The sequence below is a fragment of the Caulobacter sp. UC70_42 genome (assembly GCF_044056025.1).
Lineage (GTDB): Bacteria > Pseudomonadota > Alphaproteobacteria > Caulobacterales > Caulobacteraceae > Caulobacter.
On sequence record NZ_CP171994.1, the window covers coordinates 1,272,222 to 1,289,846 of the forward strand.

Sequence of the window (17,625 nt, forward strand, 5' to 3'; positions counted from 1 at the left end):
GCCTTTCAGGCGGCCGTGCTGGTCGCTTCGTCGGTCAGCAGCACATGAATGGCGTCGGCCGAACGCGCCTGGCGCAACGCCGCCCGGGTTTCGGGCTGACGCATCATCCGCGCCACCCGCGCCAAGGCCCTCAAGTGCTGGGCGCTGGCGTCGCGGGGCGCGAACAGAGCCACCAGAAGATCGACAGGCTTGTCGTCCAGGGCGTCAAAGGGCACTGGCGTATCCAGGCGCACCACGACCGCGCGAACGCGATCCAGGCCGTCCACGCGCGCGTGCGGAATAGCCACGCCTTCGCCGACGCCGGTCGAGCCGGCGGCCTCGCGGTCCATCAAGCCTTCAAGGGTGGTGTGGGCGTCTACGCCCAACACGCGGGCGGCGACATCGGCGACCAGGGAAAGAGCCTGGCGCTTGCCGGGCGCGCCAGCGCGCAGCGCCACCGCTCCGGGGTCCAGAAGATCGCCAATGGTCATGGACGTACAAAGCTCGCTAGATGCCGACCGCCTTGGCGCCGTCGCCGCGAATCCGCCGCGACGGCGCCAGACCATGAAGGATCCGGTTAGCTCGCGGTTGACCCGTGCCCGTTCAGCGACTTCGTGCGTTCGGGGTCGATCCAGCCGATATTCCCGTCTGGACGCCGATAGACCACGGACAACCCGCCGTGGGCGGCGTTCCTAAACACGATTGCCGGGTATGCGGTCAAGTCCAGTTCCATGACAGCCATGGAAACGGTCATTGTCTTCACTGCGGCCTGGGTCTCCGCGATGACCATCGCCGCGGGCGCGCCCGTCGGGTGGTCGGCGTCAACTTCCCAGTCGTGCTCTTCGCCCTCGTCGACTTCCGGGGCCTTCAGGACGAACATCGCGGCGTTCTCGACCTGCTTGGCCGTGGCCGCCGGCGAGTGGCTCTTCAGCCGCCGCTTGTACCGCCTGATGCGGGTGTCGATCTTGGCCAGGGCCGAGTCGAACGCGGCGTGCGCGTCGCCTCCCGATCCATGACTGATAAGCTGCTGACCCGAAGCCAGCTTTACCGAGCAATCGACACGGAAGGCGTAGCCATCCTTGCTGACCACGACCTCGGCGTTGCCGCCGCGATCGAAGTATTTCCCAATGCTCAGAGCGATTTCGTCGGAGACTCGCACTCGCAGAGCCTCACCAACGTCGACATGCTTGCCGGAGACTTGGACTTGCATGTGACTACAACGCGCCTGTCGCAGGCGGGTGTCAAGCGGCGCCTTAAAGGCCTGTGGACGACCTCAGAGAAGCCCCGAAAAGACGCTCAGGAGCTTGCGCACGGCCATCACGACGACGTGCGCGCTGACGAACAGAAGCGCCCCGCTGCCGATGGCCATCAGGTAGCCAAGCAGGGCCAGAACGCCGTCGCGCTGGAGCAGCGCGAGAGCCAGGACGGCGACCGTCGCGCCGGGCGCCAGGTTGCCCAACGGGATGGGCAGAACCAGCACCAAGGCCAGCACGGTGCAGACCACGCCGATCGCCCGCTCGCCCAGGGGTGCGAACATCGGTCGCAGGCGCGGACGGGTGATCAGCTCCATGCTGCGCACGATCGGCGCCAGTCGGCGGAAGAGCCCGCGCAGGTCGTCGCGCTTCAAGGGTTTCTCGATCAGCCCCCTGGGCAGCCACGGCGTATCCGCGCCCATGGCGATCTGCGGCGCCAGGAACAGGATCGGCAGCGACAGGATAGTGGAGGAGCCTGGCGGCAGCGGCAGGGTGTTGAGCAGGCCGAAAACCAGCAGCATCGCCCCGAAGGCGCGGCTGTCGAACGCCTCCAGCATCTCGCCCACGGTCAGGACCGGCCGACAGTCCTCGCCGAAACCCTCGATGACATCCGCGAGCGACTTCTCGTGCATTCCAACCTTCCAGGCGACAGTAAACGCGGAAGGGGACTAGACCGCTTCCTTCATCTGGCGGCGACGCTCCACCGATGACGGAATCCGCATGGCCTCGCGGTACTTGGCCACGGTCCGGCGGGCGATGTCGACCCCGGCGGCCTTGAGAATTTCGACGATGGCGTCATCGGAGTGGACGTCGGCCTCCGTCTTCTCGGCGTCGACCAGGCCCTTGATCTTGTGGCGGACGCTGGCGGCCGAGTGGGCCTCGCCGCCTTCCGACGACTGGATGGCCGAGGTGAAGAAGAACTTCAGCTCGAACACGCCCCGCGGGGTGGCGATGTACTTGTTCGAGGTGACGCGGCTGACCGTGCTCTCGTGCATGCCGATGGCGTCGGCGACGGTCTTCAGGTTCAGCGGGCGCAGGTGCTCGACGCCGTAGGCCAGGAAGCCGTCCTGTTGGCGGACGATCTCGCTGGAGACCTTGAGGATGGTCTTGGCGCGCTGGTCCAGGCTCTTCACCAACCAGTTGGCCGTGGCCATGCAGTCCGAGACGAAGGTCTTCTCCTGATCGGTGCGCGCGCCCTTGGCGACGCGGGCGTGGTAGCGCTGGTCGACCAGCACGCGCGGCAGGGTGTCGGTGTTCAACTCGACATGCCACATGCCGCCCAGGCCCTCGCGGACCATGACGTCGGGCACCAGGGTCTCGGCCGGTTCGCTGTGATAGGCCGCGCCGGGGCGCGGGTTCAGCGCGCGGATCTCGGCGACCATCTCGCGCAGGTCCTCGTCGTCGACGCCGCACAGCCGCCGCAGGGCGACCATGTCGCGCTTGGCCAGCAGCTCGAGATTGTCGAGCATGGCGGCCATGGCGGGGTCGTAGCGGTTCTGATCCTTCAGCTGCAGCGCCAGGCACTCGCGGACGTCGCGGGCGAAGACGCCAACCGGCTCGAAGCCCTGCAGGATGACGAGCGTCTCCTCGACCATCTCCAGCGGGCAACCGAGGCGCTCGGCCAGCTCGATGACGTCCAGACGCAGATAACCCCCGTCGTCGACGGCGTCGATCAGGATCTCGGCGACGGCGTTGCGGGCCGGGCTGAGCGCCGCCTGGACCAGTTGCGCGCGCAGGTGGGCGGCCAAGGTCGGGACGTCGGTCAGGGCGCGCTCGTAGCCGTCGTCGCTTTCGAAGGAGCCGCCGCCGCCGGCGCGGGACCAGTCGATCTGACCGCCGGCGTGCTCGGCGCCGGCTTCCGCGCCGTCGCCGGTGGCGCGTTCGCCCGGCGAGACATCCTCGTGCGGCGTATCCATCTCGCGACCGGCCGTGGTGTCGGCCACGGCGTCGACATGGGTCAGGCTGGCGTCGCGGACGGCCTCGACCTCGCCAGCCGGCTCGTGCTCACCCTCGTCGCGTTGCAGGAGCGGGTTACGCTCCAGCTCCGCCTCGACGAAGGCGTCGAGCTCGATGTTCGACAGTTGCAGCAGCTTGATGGCCTGCTGCAGCTGCGGAGTGATGACGAGGCCCTGACCCTGACGGATCTCGAGGCGGTGGCTGAGCGCCAATGCGCCCTCCTGACAAATCGAAAACTTCGATCGCCATTGAAGGGCCTGTTTGGTTAACGGGTCGCCAACGCCTGCAATTCTTGGGCCGGTGCGACGTTCCGTCTCGGAAAATATCGTGCCAGAGGCCTTAACCCTTGCGGGCCAAGGGCTTGACCCAGGCGCGGAGGCAGAACACGGAAGCCTTTCCTAAACTCCCGCGCGCCTTGATCGCCTCGTCTCTTTTAATCCCCGAGGCGGGGTTCGCTGAAGCTGTCGCCCAGATAGACGCGCTTTACTTCCGGGTTCTCGACGATCTCGCGCGGCGAGCCCTCGAACAGCACCTCGCCAGCGTGGATGATCGAGGCGCGGTCGATGATGTCCAGCGTCTCGCGCACGTTGTGGTCGGTGATCAGGATGCCGATGCCGCGGCTCTTGAGATAGCCGATCACGTCGCGGATGTCGGCGATGGCCAGCGGATCGATGCCGGCGAACGGCTCGTCCAGCAGCATGAACGACGGTTCCGAGGCCAGGGCGCGGGCGATTTCCACGCGGCGGCGCTCACCGCCCGACAGGGCGACGGCCGGCGACTTGCGGATGTGGGTGATGCGCAGCTCTTCCAGAATGCTGGTGACCTGCTCGCGCGCCTTGCGCGGGTCCTTCTGGCGCATCTCCACGACGGCCATGACGTTCTGCTCGACCGTCATGCCCCGGAAGATCGAGGCTTCCTGCGGCAGATAGCCGACGCCGAGACGGGCGCGCTGGAACATCGGCTGGGCGGTGATGTTCTCGCCGTCGAGATAGATCGCGCCGTAGTCGGCGGCGATCAGACCCGTGACCATGTAGAAGCAGGTCGTCTTGCCCGCGCCGTTCGGGCCGAGCAGGCCGGCGACCTCGCCGCGCTTGAGGCGCAGGGAGACGTTCTTGACGACCGGACGGTCGCCGAACGACTTGCCCACGGAATCGACGAACAGGCCGTCCATGTCGTTGGAGGTCAGGGTCATGGAGGATCCTAGCGCGGGGCGGCGGGCTGGGCGGGCGCGGCCGGCGCGTCGGTCTTCTTGTCGTCCTGATAGAACACCGCCCGCACCCGGCGCTGGCTCTTGCTGGCGCTGTTCGACTCCAGCCGGGCGTCGTTGGTCTTGGTGTTGACCGTCAACTTGTCGCCGCGCGCCACGTCCTTGCCCTTCACCAGCACCACGTCGCCGGTGACGATCGCGATATTGTTGTCGAAGGTGTAGACGGCGCGGTCGCCGCGGGCGGTCTGCGTGTCGCTGACCATATAGACGCCGCCCTCGGCCTCCATGCGCTGGGCCGCGCCGCAGGCGTTGGCCCCGTCCGCCGTCGTCCCGGCCTTGCGGGCGCTATACACCGTCACCTTCTGGGCGCGCAGGCGCGAGCGGTTCTGCAGGATCTCCACATTGCCCGTGAAGATCGTGATGCACTTGCTGTTGATGGTTTCCTGGTTGTCGGCGGAAACATCGACCGGCGTGCTCGAGTCTTGGGCGTAGGCCGCGCCGCTGGCCCCAATCCCACCAAGGATCAACGCGGTCGTCACCGCCGCCGCCGTCCATCGCTTCATCAGAACCATGTCCTCATCCGTCGCGGCCGCATCCAAAGCGAACCTGCGCCATTGATCTTCTTTACTGCCGTTCGAACCGGGCGCGAACCCCACCCCGGAAGATGACGCGATCGCCCTTGTCATATACGGAGTAGGCGTTGGATTGCACCTGCCCGCTGGGGCCTTCGCCGTTCATTATCGTCTCGCCGGTGACATCGCCGGTCTTGGTGTCGACGAACGACTCCTCGGACGCGAAGCGATAACCGGCGCCATCGTCCAGACGGACATCGTCCTTCAGGCTCAGGCCGAAATTGTCCTGGCGGTAGACGCCGTGCTTGGCGGTCATCCGCGTCGGCGTGGGCGAGCCCAGGTCCAGGGTCAGCGCCGGCTCGTCCAGGATGATGCGGCGCGGGTCGTTGTCGTCGCGGATCGCCGAGCGCGCCGTGATCATGAAGCTGCGGCCATCGGTCGACTGACCGTAGAAGCGCGGGGTGATCAGGCGGATCTCGGTCTTGGCCTCGCTCGGCGGGTGGGTGGCGGCCATGTAGGTTCGCCAGCCGACCTGCGAGGCGACGATCAGCAACAGGCCCGCGATCGCGGCCGGCAGGATGATGCGCGCGGCCAGAACGCGGCGCGAGCGGCGACGCCAGCGCGCGAGGTCGGCGCTCATCGTTCGTCCGGTCATGACCGCGGTCGGTTGCATCGCGTCCGTCAGCTGTGGGCGAAGATGTCCATCTCTTCCCAGCCGGCCAGGTCGAGCGAGGCGCGGTGGGGGAGATAGTCGAAGGCGTGTTGCGCCAGGGCCATGCGGCCTTCGCGCTCGAGCATGGTGTTCAGCTTCAGGCGCAGCGCGTGCAGGTGCAGCACGTCCGAGGCGGCGTAGGCCACCTGGTCGGCGCTCAGCGACGGCGCGCCCCAGTCCGACGACTGCTGCACCTTCGACAGCTCCACGCCCAGCAGCTCGCGCGTCACGTCCTTCAGGCCGTGGCGGTCGGTATAGGTGCGGGCCAGCTTCGAGGCGATCTTGGTGCAGTAGACGGGCGCGGTCACCACGCCCAGATGGAGTTCGAACATGGCGATATCAAAGCGGCCGAAGTGAAAAAGCTTCAGCACGGCCGGATCGGTCAGCAGGGCCTTCAGGTTCGGGCAGTCATAGGTCGCGCGATTCAGGCGCACCACGTGCGCGTCGCCGTCGCCCGCCGACAGCTGGACCACGCACAACGGATCGCGGCCCAGGCGCAGACCCATGGTCTCCGAATCGATGGCGATGACGCCGGCGCCCGCGAAAACGCCGTCGGGCAGATCGCCCTCGTGAACGAAATTAGCCAAGTCTCAAACTCCGGCGATCACATCGCGCCCGCGCGAGCGCGTTCAACCACGCGCCCGATTGGAACGCGCGACACTTATACTCACGATGAACGAATTAGCATCCGGAGGATTTTTTGGCGCCACCCCCGCTTCTCGAAAGAAGCTCGGTAAAGGGGTGGTGCCCAGGAGAGGACTCGAACCTCCACGACCTTTCGGTCACTGGCACCTGAAGCCAGCGCGTCTACCAATTCCGCCACCTGGGCCCGCTGCGCAACCGGGTAGGTCGCTGCGAGGCCGGGACGTTTAGGGAAAGCTTCTGACGCCGTCAACAGACAAAAATCGATAAGTCGCGATTTCATTGCGAAGCCGCGCTCAGTCGTCTAATTCCCCCGTTATCGCGGTAGAGTCATCGCATGCGACGAGGAATGAAGATGCAAGGTCTGGTCACGGTGTTCGGCGGCTCCGGTTTCGTGGGCGGCCAGGTCGTGCGGGCGCTCGCCAAGGCGGGCCATCGCGTGCGGGTGGCCGTGCGCCAGCCCAATCTCGCCTATCGCATGCGGATGCTGGGCGACGTCGGCCAGATCGAGGTGGTCCAGGCCAATGTCCGCAACCCGGCCTCGATCGCCCGCGCCCTGGACGGCGCCGAGGCGTGCGTGAATCTGGTGGGCGTGCTCTGGGAGAGCGGTCGCCAGAAGTTCCAGTCGATCCATGTCATGGCCGCCCAGAACGTGGCCCAGGCCGCCGCCAAGGCCGGCGTGAAGTATCTGGTCCACATGAGCGCCCTGGGCGCCAACGCCGAGTCGGAGTCGAAGTACTTCCGCACCAAGGCCGAGGGCGAGGCCGCCGTCCGCGCCGCCTTCCCGGGCGCGACCATCGTCCGCCCGTCGCTGGTGTTCGGCGTCGATGACAAGTTCTTCAACAGGTTCGCCCAGATCGCCGCCCTGTCGCCGGTGATGCCGCTGGTCGGCGGCGACAGCCGCGTCCAGCCGGTGTTCGTCGCCGACGTCGCCGCCGTGATCGCCAAGGCCGCCGCCAGCCCCGCGGCCGTCGGCGTGACCTATGAACTGGGCGGCCCGACCGTCTACACGATGCGCGAGATCATGCAGCTTATCCTGACCGAGACCGGCCGCGCCCGGCCGCTGGTCCCGCTGCCGTGGCCCGTCGCCTCGCTGATCGGCGCGCTGGGCGACACGGTCGCCGGAATCCTGCCGCCGCCGCTGACCAGCGACCAGGTCGAGATGCTGAAGGTCGACAATGTCGCCGAGCACGGCCTGCCGGGCCTGGCCGAGGCCGGCGTGGTCGGCACGAGCGTCGAGGCCGTGGTCCCGACCTATCTCTACCGCTATCGTAAGGGCGGCCAGTACGCCGAGACCCCCCGCGGGCGCGTTCTAGGCGACACGCGCCTCACCAAGACGACAAAGGGCGGACGCCGCGCGGCGTCCGCCCTTTTTCTTTCGCCGGCGTCGCCGGTTGGATCAGGGGCGCAGGTAAAGCACCGCCAGGCCGCCGACCCCCACCACGATCCGCCACCAGGCGAACGGGGCGAAGCCGCGCTTGCCGATGAAGTCGAGCATGTACTTCACGACCACCAGGCCCGACAGGAACGACACGACGAAGCCAATGGCCACCACGCCGACATGGCCGGCGTCCAGGGCGTCGCGGTTCTTGTAGACGTCCAGGGCGAAGGCCCCGACCATGATCGGGATCGCCATGAAGAAGCTGAACTCGGCGGCGGCCCGACGCTCGATGCCGAACAGCATGGAGCCGACGATGGTCGAACCCGAGCGCGACACGCCGGGGACCAAGGACAGGCACTGGAACAGGCCGACGATCAGCACCTTGTGCAGCGGCAGGTTCATGGCGTCGTGATCGACGGCCGGCGGCGCCTTCTTGTCGATGAATAGCAGGATCACCCCGCCGATCAGCAGCGACCAGCAGATGATCAGCGGGCTCTCGAACAGGAACGTCTTGATCACGTCGTGCAGAAACAGACCCGCCATGAAGGCCGGAATCACCGCGATGATGACGCTGAGCGCGAAGCGCCGCGCCTCGGGCTTGGTGGGCAGGCCGATCAGCACGCCCCACAGCTTCTGGAAATAGAGGGCGACCACCGCCAGGATCGCGCCCAGCTGGATCAGCACGATGAAGGTGTCCCAGGACGGGTCCTTCAGCCTCAGGGCCTCCTTGGCCAGCAGCAGGTGACCGGTCAGGAGACGGGTATGAACTCCGTCAGCCCCTCGACCAGACCCAGAATGATCGCGCTCAGCCAGTCAGGCATCGTTCGGCTCCAAAATCCCGTACTGGCCTGCGCCCGACACGGTAAATAGGTCGTAAATCCACAAAGTGGACTATTATGAGGACGATTTGCGAGTCGATCTCAAAGACCGCACCCCCAACATGGATATATAAGTCTATTTATTTGACTATGACATTCTTCTTGCCTGAAAGAGTCCGTATGAGGCCGTCGAGAGCAATTTTTCTCCCGTCAGGGAGACGAGGGAAGTCGCATGGCCGAACGCATGCTGAAATTCACGACTGTGGCCCGCACGACGCCTGAAAAGCGCGCGGCCGCTGAGCGTTCGGGCGACTTCCACGAGATCTACGCGGACTTCATCGACGCGAAAGCCACCGAGCAGGCCTCGCGCTGCTCGCAATGCGGCGTGCCCTTCTGTCAGACCCATTGCCCGCTGCACAACAACATCCCCGACTGGCTGAGAATGACGGCCGAGGGCCGCCTGGAAGAAGCCTACGCCCTCTCGCAGGCGACCAATTCCATGCCGGAAGTGTGCGGCAGGATCTGCCCGCAGGATCGCCTGTGCGAGGGCAATTGCGTTATCGAGCAATCCGGTCACGGCACGGTGACGATCGGCTCGGTCGAGCGCTACCTGACCGACAAGGCCTGGGAGATGGGCTGGGTGAAGCCGCTGGTCGCCGGCGAGGCGCGCGGTCAGTCGGTCGGCGTGATCGGCGCGGGCCCCGCCGGCCTGGCGGCGGCCGAGATGCTGCGCGAGGCTGGCTACGACGTCACCGTCTATGACCGCCACGACCGCGCCGGCGGCCTGCTGATCTACGGCATCCCCGGCTTCAAGCTGGAGAAGGACGTCGTCGAGCGCCGCACCCGCCGCCTGGCCGAAGGCGGCGTCGAGTTCAAGCTGGGCTTCGAGGTCGGCAAGGACGCCACGCTCGAGGACCTGCGCGGAAAGCACGACGCGGTGCTGATCGCCGTCGGCGTCTACGCCGCGCGCGACCTGACCGTTCCGGGCGGCGGCAGCAAGGGCGTGGCGCCCGCCCTGGACTATCTGATCGCCTCCAACCGCGTGGGCCTGGGCGACAGCGTGCCGGCCTACGAGTTCCGGCGAACTGAACGCCGAGGGCAAGGACGTGGTCGTGGTCGGCGGCGGCGACACCGCCATGGATTGCGTCCGTACGGCCATCCGCCAGGGCGCCAAGTCGGTCACCTGCCTCTATCGCCGCGACAAGGCCAACATGCCGGGCTCGATGCGCGAGGTTTCGAACGCCGAGGAAGAGGGCGTCACCTTCGAATGGCTGGCCGCGCCGCGCGCCCTGTCGGGCGAGGCCGAAGCCGTCACCGGCTTGCGCGCCATCCGCATGCGCCTGGGCGCGCCGGACGCCTCGGGCCGCCAGAGCCCCGAGGAAATCCCCGGCGGCGACTTCGACCGCCCCGCCCAGCTGGTGCTGAAGGCCCTCGGCTTCGAGCCCGAGAACCTGCCGGAAGCCTGGTCGGCCCCGGACCTGAAGGTCACCCGCTGGGGCACGGTGAAGGCCGACGTCCGCAATCAGATGACCAATCTGGACGGCGTGTTCGCCGCCGGCGACATCGTCCGCGGCGCTTCGCTGGTCGTCTGGGCGATCAAGGACGGCCGCGACGCCGCCGACGCCATCCACCGTTACCTGCAGGCCAAGATCGGCGCGCCCGCGCTGATCGCGGCGGAATAAGAGAGAGGATCTAGAACCATGAGCGAGATGGACCTCTATCTGAAGAACCGTCAGGCCCTGATCGACGGCCACGCCTACGACCCCTCGACCGAGCGCGACGCGTGCGGCGTCGGCCTGGTCTGCGCCATCGACGGCCAGCCGCGCCGCGAGGTCGTCGAACTGGCGATCAAGGCCCTCAAGGCCCTCTGGCACCGGGGCGCGATCGACGCCGACGGCAAGACCGGCGACGGCGCCGGCGTTCTGGTTTCGGTTCCCCAGGACTTCTTCATCGATCAGGTGCGTCGCACGGGCCACGCCCTGCGGTCGGGCCCGATCGCGGTGGGCCAGATCTTCCTGCCGCGCACCGACCTGGGCGCCCAGGAGGCCTGTCGGACGATCGTTCGAGGCCGAGGCCCTGCGCTTTGGCTTCTACATCTACGGCTGGCGCCAGGTGCCGGTCGACACCTCGGTGATCGGCGAGAAGGCCAACGCCACCCGTCCGGAAATCGAGCAGATCATGCTGGCCGGTCCGGCCGGCCTGGAAGGCGAGGCGCTGGAGCGCGCCCTGTTCCTGTGCCGCAAGCGCATCGAAAAGCGCGTCCACGCCCAGAACATCAGCGACTTCTACATCTGCTCGCTGTCGGCCAAGTCGCTGATCTACAAGGGCATGTTCCTCGCCGAGCACATCGACGAGTTCTATCCCGACCTGAAGGACGAGCGCTTCGCCGCCGCCGTGGCGATCTTCCACCAGCGCTATTCGACCAACACCTTCCCGCAATGGCGCCTGGCCCAGCCCTTCCGGATGCTCGCCCACAACGGCGAGATCAATACGATCAAGGGCAACGTCAACTGGATGAAGTCCCACGAGATCAAGATGGCCGCCCAGGCCTTCGGCGAGTTCGGGGACGACGTGAAGCCGGTGATCCAGCCGGGCGGCTCGGACAGCGCCAACCTCGACAACACCTTCGAGGTGCTGGTGCGCGCCGGCCGTGACGCGCCGATGGCCAAGGCGCTGCTGGTGCCGGAGGCCGCCAATCCGAAGATGAAGGCCGCCCACAAGGCGCTCTATTCCTACTGCAACGCCGTGATGGAGCCGTGGGACGGTCCGGCCGCCCTGTGCGCCACCGACGGCCGCTGGGTCGTGGCCGGCAAGGACCGCTCGGGCCTGCGCCCGCTACGCGTGGCCTATACCGACGACGGCCTGGTCATCATGGGTTCGGAAGCCGGCATGTGCGGCGTCGAGGAAGCCCGCATCACTCGCAAGCTGGCCATCTCGCCCGGCCGGATGATCGCCATCGACCTGGCCGAGGGCCGCCTGTACGGCGAGAACGAGATCATCGACGAACTGGCCGAACGCCACCCCTACACGGAATGGCTGGGCAACATGGTCGATCTCGAAAAGCAGATCGGCCCCGGTCCCGAGCCGCGCAAGTACGGCCGCGAGGAGCTGACCCGCCGCCAGGCCGCCGCCGGCTATAGCCTCGAGGATCTGGAAATGATCCTCGCCCCCATGGTCGAGGAGGGCAAGGAAGCCGTCGGCTCGATGGGCGACGACACGCCGCTGGCGGTGCTGTCGGAGAAGTACCGTCCGCTCAGCCACTACTTCCGCCAGAACTTCAGCCAGGTGACCAACCCGCCGATCGACCCCCTGCGGGAGACCGGGGTGATGAGCCTGAAGACCCGCTTCAAGAACCTCGGCAACATCCTGGCCCAGGACGCGGCCCAGGCCGACGTCTACGTGCTGGAAAGCCCCGTGCTGACCACCGGCATGTACGAGCGGATCCACGGCCTGCTGGGCGAGAAGAACGTCGCGGTCATCGACTGCACCATGCCGCTGCCCGCGCCCGAAGCCCGGGACGGCGACGCCCTGCGCGCCAATCTCGACCGTATCCGCGCCGAGGCCGAGGACGCTGTGCTGCGCGGCTGCGGCGCGATCGTCCTGACCGACGAGGCCAGCGCCGAAAGCCGCGTCGCCCTGCCGATGATCCTGGCCACCGGCGGCGTCCACGCCCACTTGGTGGGCAAGGGCCTGCGCTCGTACGTGTCGATCATCGTCCGCTCGGCCGAGTGCCTGGACACGCACTATTTCGCCGTTCTGGTCGGCGTGGGGGCGACGGCGGTCAACGCCTATCTGGCTCAGGAAAGCTTCCAGGACCGCCTGGAGCGCGGCCTGCTCGGCGACAAGTCGCTGAAGGACGTGTGCCTGAACTTCAAGGGCGCCATCGAGGGCGGCCTGCTGAAGATCATTTCGAAGATGGGCATCAGCGTCATCTCCTCGTACCGCGGCGGCTACAACTTCGAAGCCGTCGGCCTGTCGCGCGCCCTGGCCGCCGAGTTCTTCCCCGGCATGCCCTCGCGCATTTCCGGCATCGGCCTGGCCGGCATCGAGAGCAAGACGGTCGAACTGCACCGAAAGGCCTGGGGTCTGACGGCGGTCACCCTGCCGGTCGGGGGCCTCTACAAGGCGCGCCGCTCGGGCGAGGCCCATGCCTTCGAAGCCCGCCTGATGCACACCCTGCAGACAGCGTGCGACACCGGCGACTACGAGCTCTATCGTCGCTGGTCGAACGGCCTTCGCACCCAGAAGCCGATCCAGCTGCGCGACCTGCTGGACTGGCGCTCGGACCGCAACCCGATCTCGACCGACGACGTCGAGAGCGTCAACGAGATCCGCAAGCGCTTCGTCACGCCCGGCATGAGCCTGGGAGCCCTCGGCCCGGAGGCCCACGGCGCCCTGAACATCGCCATGAACCGCATCGGGGCCAAGTCGGTCTCGGGCGAGGGCGGCGAGGATAGCGCGCGCTACAAGCCGCTGCCCAACGGCGACAACCCCAACAGCGCCATCAAGCAGGTGGCCTCGGGCCGCTTCGGCGTCACCGCCGAATATCTGAACCAGTGCGTCGAGCTGGAGATCAAGGTCGCCCAGGGCGCCAAGCCCGGCGAGGGCGGCCAGCTGCCCGGCTTCAAGGTCACCGAGATGATCGCCCGCCTGCGTCACGCCACGCCCGGCGTGATGCTGATCAGCCCGCCGCCGCACCACGACATCTATTCGATCGAGGATCTCGCCCAGCTCATCTACGACCTGAAGCAGATCAACCCGGTCGCCCGCGTCACGGTGAAGCTGGTCGCCGCCACCGGCATCGGGGCCATCGCCGCCGGCGTCGCCAAGGCCAAGGCGGACGTGATCCTGGTCGCCGGCGGCGTCGGCGGCACGGGCGCCTCGCCCCAGACGTCGGTGAAGTACGCCGGCGGTCCGTGGGAGATGGGTCTTTCGGAAGCCAACCAGGTGCTGACGCTGAACAACCTGCGCCACTCCGTCGTCCTGCGGGCCGACGGCGGCATGCGCACGGGCCGCGACATCGTCATCGCCGCCATGATGGGCGCCGAAGAGTTCGGCATCGGCACCGCCTCGCTGGTGGCGATGGGCTGCATCATGGTCCGCCAATGCCACTCCAACACCTGCCCCGTCGGCGTCTGCACCCAGGACGAGGCCCTGCGCGCCAAGTTCACCGGCACGCCGGACAAGGTCATCAACCTCTTCACCTTCGTGGCCGAGGAGGTTCGCGAGATCCTGGCGGGCCTGGGCTTCCGATCCTTGCAGGAAATCGTCGGCCGCACCGATCTGCTGGCGCAGGTCAGCCGCGGCGGAGAGCACCTCGAACGACCTCGACCTGAACCCGCTGCTGGTCCGCGCCGACCCGGGCGCGAACAAGCCCTACAACACCGTCGTCGGCCGCAACGCGGTGCCGGACACGCTGGACGCCCAGATCGTCCGCGACGCCGCCCCGCTGCTGGAACGTGGCGAGAAGATGCAGCTGACCTACACGGTCCGCAGCACCGCCCGCACCATCGGCACGCGCACGTCCAGCCACATCGTCCGCAAGTTCGGCATGAAGGGCCTGCCCGCGGGTCACCTGACCGTCCAGCTCAAGGGCTCGGCCGGCCAGAGCCTGGGCGCCTTCGCGGTCCAGGGCCTGCGCATCGAACTGACCGGCGAGGCCAACGACTATGTCGGCAAGGGCCTGTCGGGCGCGACGATCGTGATCAAGCCGGCGCGCGGCCTCGCGGCCCCGGAAACCAACACCCTGATCGGCAACACCGTGCTGTTCGGCGCCACCTCGGGCCGGCTGTTCGCGGCCGGACAGGCCGGTGAGCGCTTCGCGGTCCGCAACTCCGGGGCCACCACCGTGGTCGAGGGCTGCGGCGCCAACGGCTGCGAGTACATGACTGGCGGCCAGGTGGTGATCCTGGGCCCGACGGGCGGCAACTTCGGCGCGGGCATGACGGGCGGCATGGCCTTCGTGCTCGACCAGCACGACCGCTTCGAGGACAACATCAATCCCGACAGCATCGTCGTGCAGCGCCTGGCCTCGCCCTATTGGGAAGGCGTGCTGCGCTCGCTGATCGCCGAGCACGCTCGTGAAACGGATTCGGTGTTCGCCGAAACCCTGCTGCGCGACTGGGATCGCGTGCGGGATCAGTTCTGGCAGGTCTGCCCGAAGGAAATGATCAGCCGCCTGCCCCAGCCGCTGGCGTCCGAGCAAGCTGTGCACGAGCGGGCCTGATCAGCCTGACATTCTGAAATGGAGACCGCCGCGAGGGCTTCGGCCTTCGCGGCGGCTTTCGTTCAGGGCGTCGCCCTGGTCTCCAGCGGCTTGAACGTCGCCCGCGCCCTGGCGACCGGAACGCCATCTGCGCGCACCGTGGCCTCGGCGAAGCAGATCGAGCGGCCCAGCTTGACGAAGTCGGTGTCGAACTCCAGCCACTGTCCCAGCTTGGCCGAACCCAGATAGTCCAGAGCCAGCGAGACCGTGACGAGGCCGCCTGCCGCCTGGCCCGCGGCCGTCAGGTTCATGCCGACCGAAAGGCCCATGCCATTATCGGCCAGGGCGGCCAGAAAGCCGCCGTGCGGCATGCTCCGCGAGTTGCAGTGCTCGGTCCGGACGCGCACGCCCAGCACCAGCCGGTCCGGCATGGAGCGGGCATAGAGCGGCTCCCACGGATCGGTGAGCGGGCTCTTGCGGCTGTGAGCGACGAAGCCCTCGGGGATCTCGTCCATGCTGGTCTCGGGAAATTTCAAACAGCTGTTTCAATCTAGCATCGACCGACCCCTTGCGCGAGGGGCCGGCGCATCGCGTTATGGCGCGTAGCTGAACGGAAAGGGGCCGGCCGACATTCCATGTCCATGCGCGCCTTCGCCCACCTGCTCGACCGTCTGTCCCTGACCAGCTCGCGCAACGCCAAGCTGACCCTGATCGCCGACCACCTGCGCGACACCCCGGACCCCGATCGCGGCTACGCCCTGGCGGCCCTGACCGGGGCGCTGTCGTTCAACGCCGCCAAGCCGGCCTTCATCCGCAAGGCGGTCGAAGCGCGGATGGACGCCCAGCTGTTCGCCTGGTCCTACGACTATGTCGGCGATCTCGCCGAGACCGTCGCCCTGGTCTGGCCGGAGAAGCCCGGGGCCAACCGGCCGCCGGAGCTGTCCGAAGTGATCGAAGCGCTGCATTCGGCCTCGCGCGCCGAGGTGCAGCGGCTGATCGAGGGGTGGCTGGACGCGCTGGACCCCGACGGCCGCTGGGCGCTGCTCAAGCTGATGACCGGCGGCCTGCGGGTCGGAGTCTCCTCGCGCCTGGCCAAGCAGGCCTGCGCCAATTTCGGCGGCGTCGAGATCGGCGAGATCGAGGAGGTCTGGCACGCGATGGAGCCGCCCTATGGCGACCTCTTCGCCTGGCTGGAAGGCCGCTCCGAGCGCCCCTCGCCCGACGCGCCGGGCCGCTTCCGGCCGGTGATGCTGGCCCAGCCGATCGACGAGGCCGTCGACTTCGCCAAGCTGGATCCGGCCGACTACGTCGCCGAGTGGAAGTGGGATGGCATCCGCGTCCAGGCCGTATCAGAGCGCGGCGAGCGGCGGCTCTATACCCGCACCGGCGACGACATCTCCGCGGCTTTCCCGGACGTGGTCGAAGCCCTGGACTTCGAAGGCGCGATCGACGGCGAACTGTTGGTGCTGCGCGACGGCGCCCTGGCCCCGTTCGGGGATCTGCAGCAGCGGCTGAACCGCAAGACGGTCGACGGCAAGCAGCTGGCGGCGTTCCCGGCCGGCATCCGCGCCTACGACCTGATGCTGGACGGCGAGGAGGACGTCCGGTCCCTGCCCTTCGTCGAACGCCGCGCCCGGCTGGAGGCGTTCGTGGCGCGCCTCTCCACACTCCGCATCGACCTGTCGCCCCTTCAACCCTTCGAGACCTGGGAGACGTTGGCCGCCCTGCGCCTGGATCCGCCCGAAGGCGACGCCCGCCTTTCCGAGGGCCTGATGCTCAAGCGCCGCGACAGCGTCTACGAACCGGGCCGGCCCAAGGGTCCGTGGTTCAAGTGGAAGCGCGACCCGCACCTGATCGACGCGGTGCTGATGTACGCCCAGCGCGGCCACGGCAAGCGATCCAGCTTCTATTCCGACTACACGTTCGGCGTCTGGCGCGAGGACGAGGAGGGTCGCCGCGCCCTGACACCGGTCGGCAAGGCCTATTTCGGCTTCACCGACGAGGAGTTGAAGCGGATCGACAAGTTCGTGCGCGACCACACGATCGAGCGCTTCGGTCCCGTGCGCTCGGTCCGCGCCGACCAGGAGTCCGGCCTGGTGTTCGAGGTCGCCTTCGAAGGGCTGCAACGGTCGACGCGGCACAAATCGGGCGTCGCCATGCGCTTCCCGCGCATCAATCGCATCCGCTGGGACAAGCCCTCGCGAGAGGCCGACGAACTCAAAACATTGGAGTCCATGCTCGATCCATGATCGGCGTTCACCTCTCGTTTGCCATGTACCCCTACGCAAGGTTGCGAGGAGTACGCCGATGTCCCCCTTCCTTGCGTCCCTGCTGCCGCATCTGCGGGTCAACGCCACCGAACGCTACCGCCAGGTCTATTCCCGCGTCGGCCTGACCGCGCTGCTGAGCTGGGCGTTGAGCCTGATCGGCCGCGCCGACCTTATCCCGCTATGGCTGGCCGCCAGCCTGTCGGTGCAGGCGCTGGAGTTCTTCGCCGTCCGGCCGTTCGTCAAGGACCGCTTGCCCGAGCGCCATCTTCAGGCGCGGATCGTGCTGATGCTGGTCGCCATGGTGGCCATGGCCTCCGTGCACGCGGGCGCGGTGCTGATCTTCTGGCAGAGCGGCCAGCCGCCGCTGATGGCCCTGGCCCTGATGGTTCTGGTCGGCGGGGCGTTGAACAATGTCGCCTCGGGCGTCGACAGCCGGCCGCTGTTCTATCTGGGCGCGACGCCCTATGCGCTGAGCATGGCCGCCATGCCGGCCCTGGCCTGGAGCTCCGCCCACGAGCAGGTCACCATCCTGGCGGTGTGCGTCGGCTTTTTCATGCTGGCCGTCCACACGATCTGGGGCCGGATGCACAACGACCGCCGCGCCGTGGTCGCCGCCCGCGAGGAAGCCGA

At 67.6% G+C, this 17,625-nt stretch carries 10 protein-coding genes, 1 tRNA gene and 4 pseudogenes; 4 read left to right on the plus strand and 11 right to left on the minus strand.

Annotation, left to right across the window (positions count from 1 at the left end):
* Positions 1–5: 5 nt before the first annotated feature.
* The 9 genes from ptsN to ACHMW8_RS06655 form a co-directional block, all read right to left on the minus strand.
* Entirely contained in the window at positions 6–470 is a 465-nt protein-coding gene (ptsN, locus tag ACHMW8_RS06615) for a PTS IIA-like nitrogen regulatory protein PtsN (protein WP_395445085.1), read from the minus strand.
* An 86-nt stretch (positions 471–556) separates the two neighbouring features.
* On the minus strand, positions 557–1,189 hold the full coding sequence (gene hpf / locus ACHMW8_RS06620) for a ribosome hibernation-promoting factor, HPF/YfiA family (protein ID WP_125159599.1): 633 nt from the start codon (positions 1,187–1,189) through the stop codon (positions 557–559).
* Positions 1,190–1,252: 63 nt separating this feature from the next.
* Positions 1,253–1,864: an exopolysaccharide biosynthesis protein gene (locus ACHMW8_RS06625; RefSeq protein ID WP_125159600.1), complete on the minus strand. Its 612-nt coding sequence runs from the start codon at positions 1,862–1,864 to the stop codon at positions 1,253–1,255.
* A gap of 36 nt (positions 1,865–1,900) precedes the next feature.
* Positions 1,901–3,400, minus strand: coding sequence for an RNA polymerase factor sigma-54 (rpoN, locus tag ACHMW8_RS06630; RefSeq protein WP_395445086.1), 1,500 nt, complete (start codon positions 3,398–3,400; stop codon positions 1,901–1,903).
* A gap of 221 nt (positions 3,401–3,621) precedes the next feature.
* Positions 3,622–4,380 carry an LPS export ABC transporter ATP-binding protein gene (lptB, locus tag ACHMW8_RS06635; RefSeq protein WP_125159602.1) on the minus strand — a complete coding sequence of 253 codons (759 nt, stop codon included), beginning with the start codon at positions 4,378–4,380 and terminating at the stop codon, positions 3,622–3,624.
* An 8-nt stretch (positions 4,381–4,388) separates the two neighbouring features.
* Positions 4,389–4,958: an LptA/OstA family protein gene (locus ACHMW8_RS06640; protein ID WP_199743614.1), complete on the minus strand. Its 570-nt coding sequence runs from the start codon at positions 4,956–4,958 to the stop codon at positions 4,389–4,391.
* Between the two features lie 61 nt (positions 4,959–5,019).
* Complete coding sequence (gene lptC / locus ACHMW8_RS06645; protein ID WP_395445912.1) at positions 5,020–5,682, minus strand: LPS export ABC transporter periplasmic protein LptC; 663 nt, start codon at positions 5,680–5,682, stop codon at positions 5,020–5,022.
* A complete protein-coding gene (locus ACHMW8_RS06650; RefSeq protein ID WP_395445087.1) occupies positions 5,649–6,266 on the minus strand; it encodes a ribonuclease D in 618 nt (205 codons plus the stop codon). The genes lptC and ACHMW8_RS06650 overlap by 34 nt, the downstream gene beginning before the upstream one ends.
* Before the next feature lie 155 nt (positions 6,267–6,421).
* Positions 6,422–6,508: transfer RNA gene (locus tag ACHMW8_RS06655), tRNA-Leu, on the minus strand.
* Between the two features lie 168 nt (positions 6,509–6,676).
* Between ACHMW8_RS06655 and ACHMW8_RS06660 the strand changes: the two are divergent.
* Positions 6,677–7,627, plus strand: a pseudogene (locus ACHMW8_RS06660) (complex I NDUFA9 subunit family protein); the annotation flags it as partial.
* A gap of 93 nt (positions 7,628–7,720) precedes the next feature.
* Here the strand turns inward: ACHMW8_RS06660 and ACHMW8_RS06665 are convergent.
* A pseudogene (locus tag ACHMW8_RS06665) lies at positions 7,721–8,523 on the minus strand (undecaprenyl-diphosphate phosphatase).
* A gap of 229 nt (positions 8,524–8,752) precedes the next feature.
* Here ACHMW8_RS06665 and ACHMW8_RS06670 point away from each other — a divergent pair.
* Together ACHMW8_RS06670 and gltB are read left to right on the plus strand one after the other, a co-directional pair.
* Positions 8,753–10,202: pseudogene (locus tag ACHMW8_RS06670) on the plus strand (NAD(P)-dependent oxidoreductase).
* Between the two features lie 18 nt (positions 10,203–10,220).
* Positions 10,221–14,746: pseudogene (gltB, locus tag ACHMW8_RS06675) on the plus strand (glutamate synthase large subunit).
* A 62-nt stretch (positions 14,747–14,808) separates the two neighbouring features.
* On the opposite strand, the gene ACHMW8_RS06680 reads toward gltB, so the two are convergent.
* Positions 14,809–15,240 carry a PaaI family thioesterase gene (locus tag ACHMW8_RS06680; protein ID WP_395445088.1) on the minus strand — a complete coding sequence of 144 codons (432 nt, stop codon included), beginning with the start codon at positions 15,238–15,240 and terminating at the stop codon, positions 14,809–14,811.
* A 120-nt stretch (positions 15,241–15,360) separates the two neighbouring features.
* Between ACHMW8_RS06680 and ACHMW8_RS06685 the strand changes: the two genes are divergently transcribed.
* Positions 15,361–16,974: a cisplatin damage response ATP-dependent DNA ligase gene (locus ACHMW8_RS06685; protein WP_395445089.1), complete on the plus strand. Its 1,614-nt coding sequence runs from the start codon at positions 15,361–15,363 to the stop codon at positions 16,972–16,974.
* Positions 16,975–17,625 lie beyond the last annotated feature (651 nt).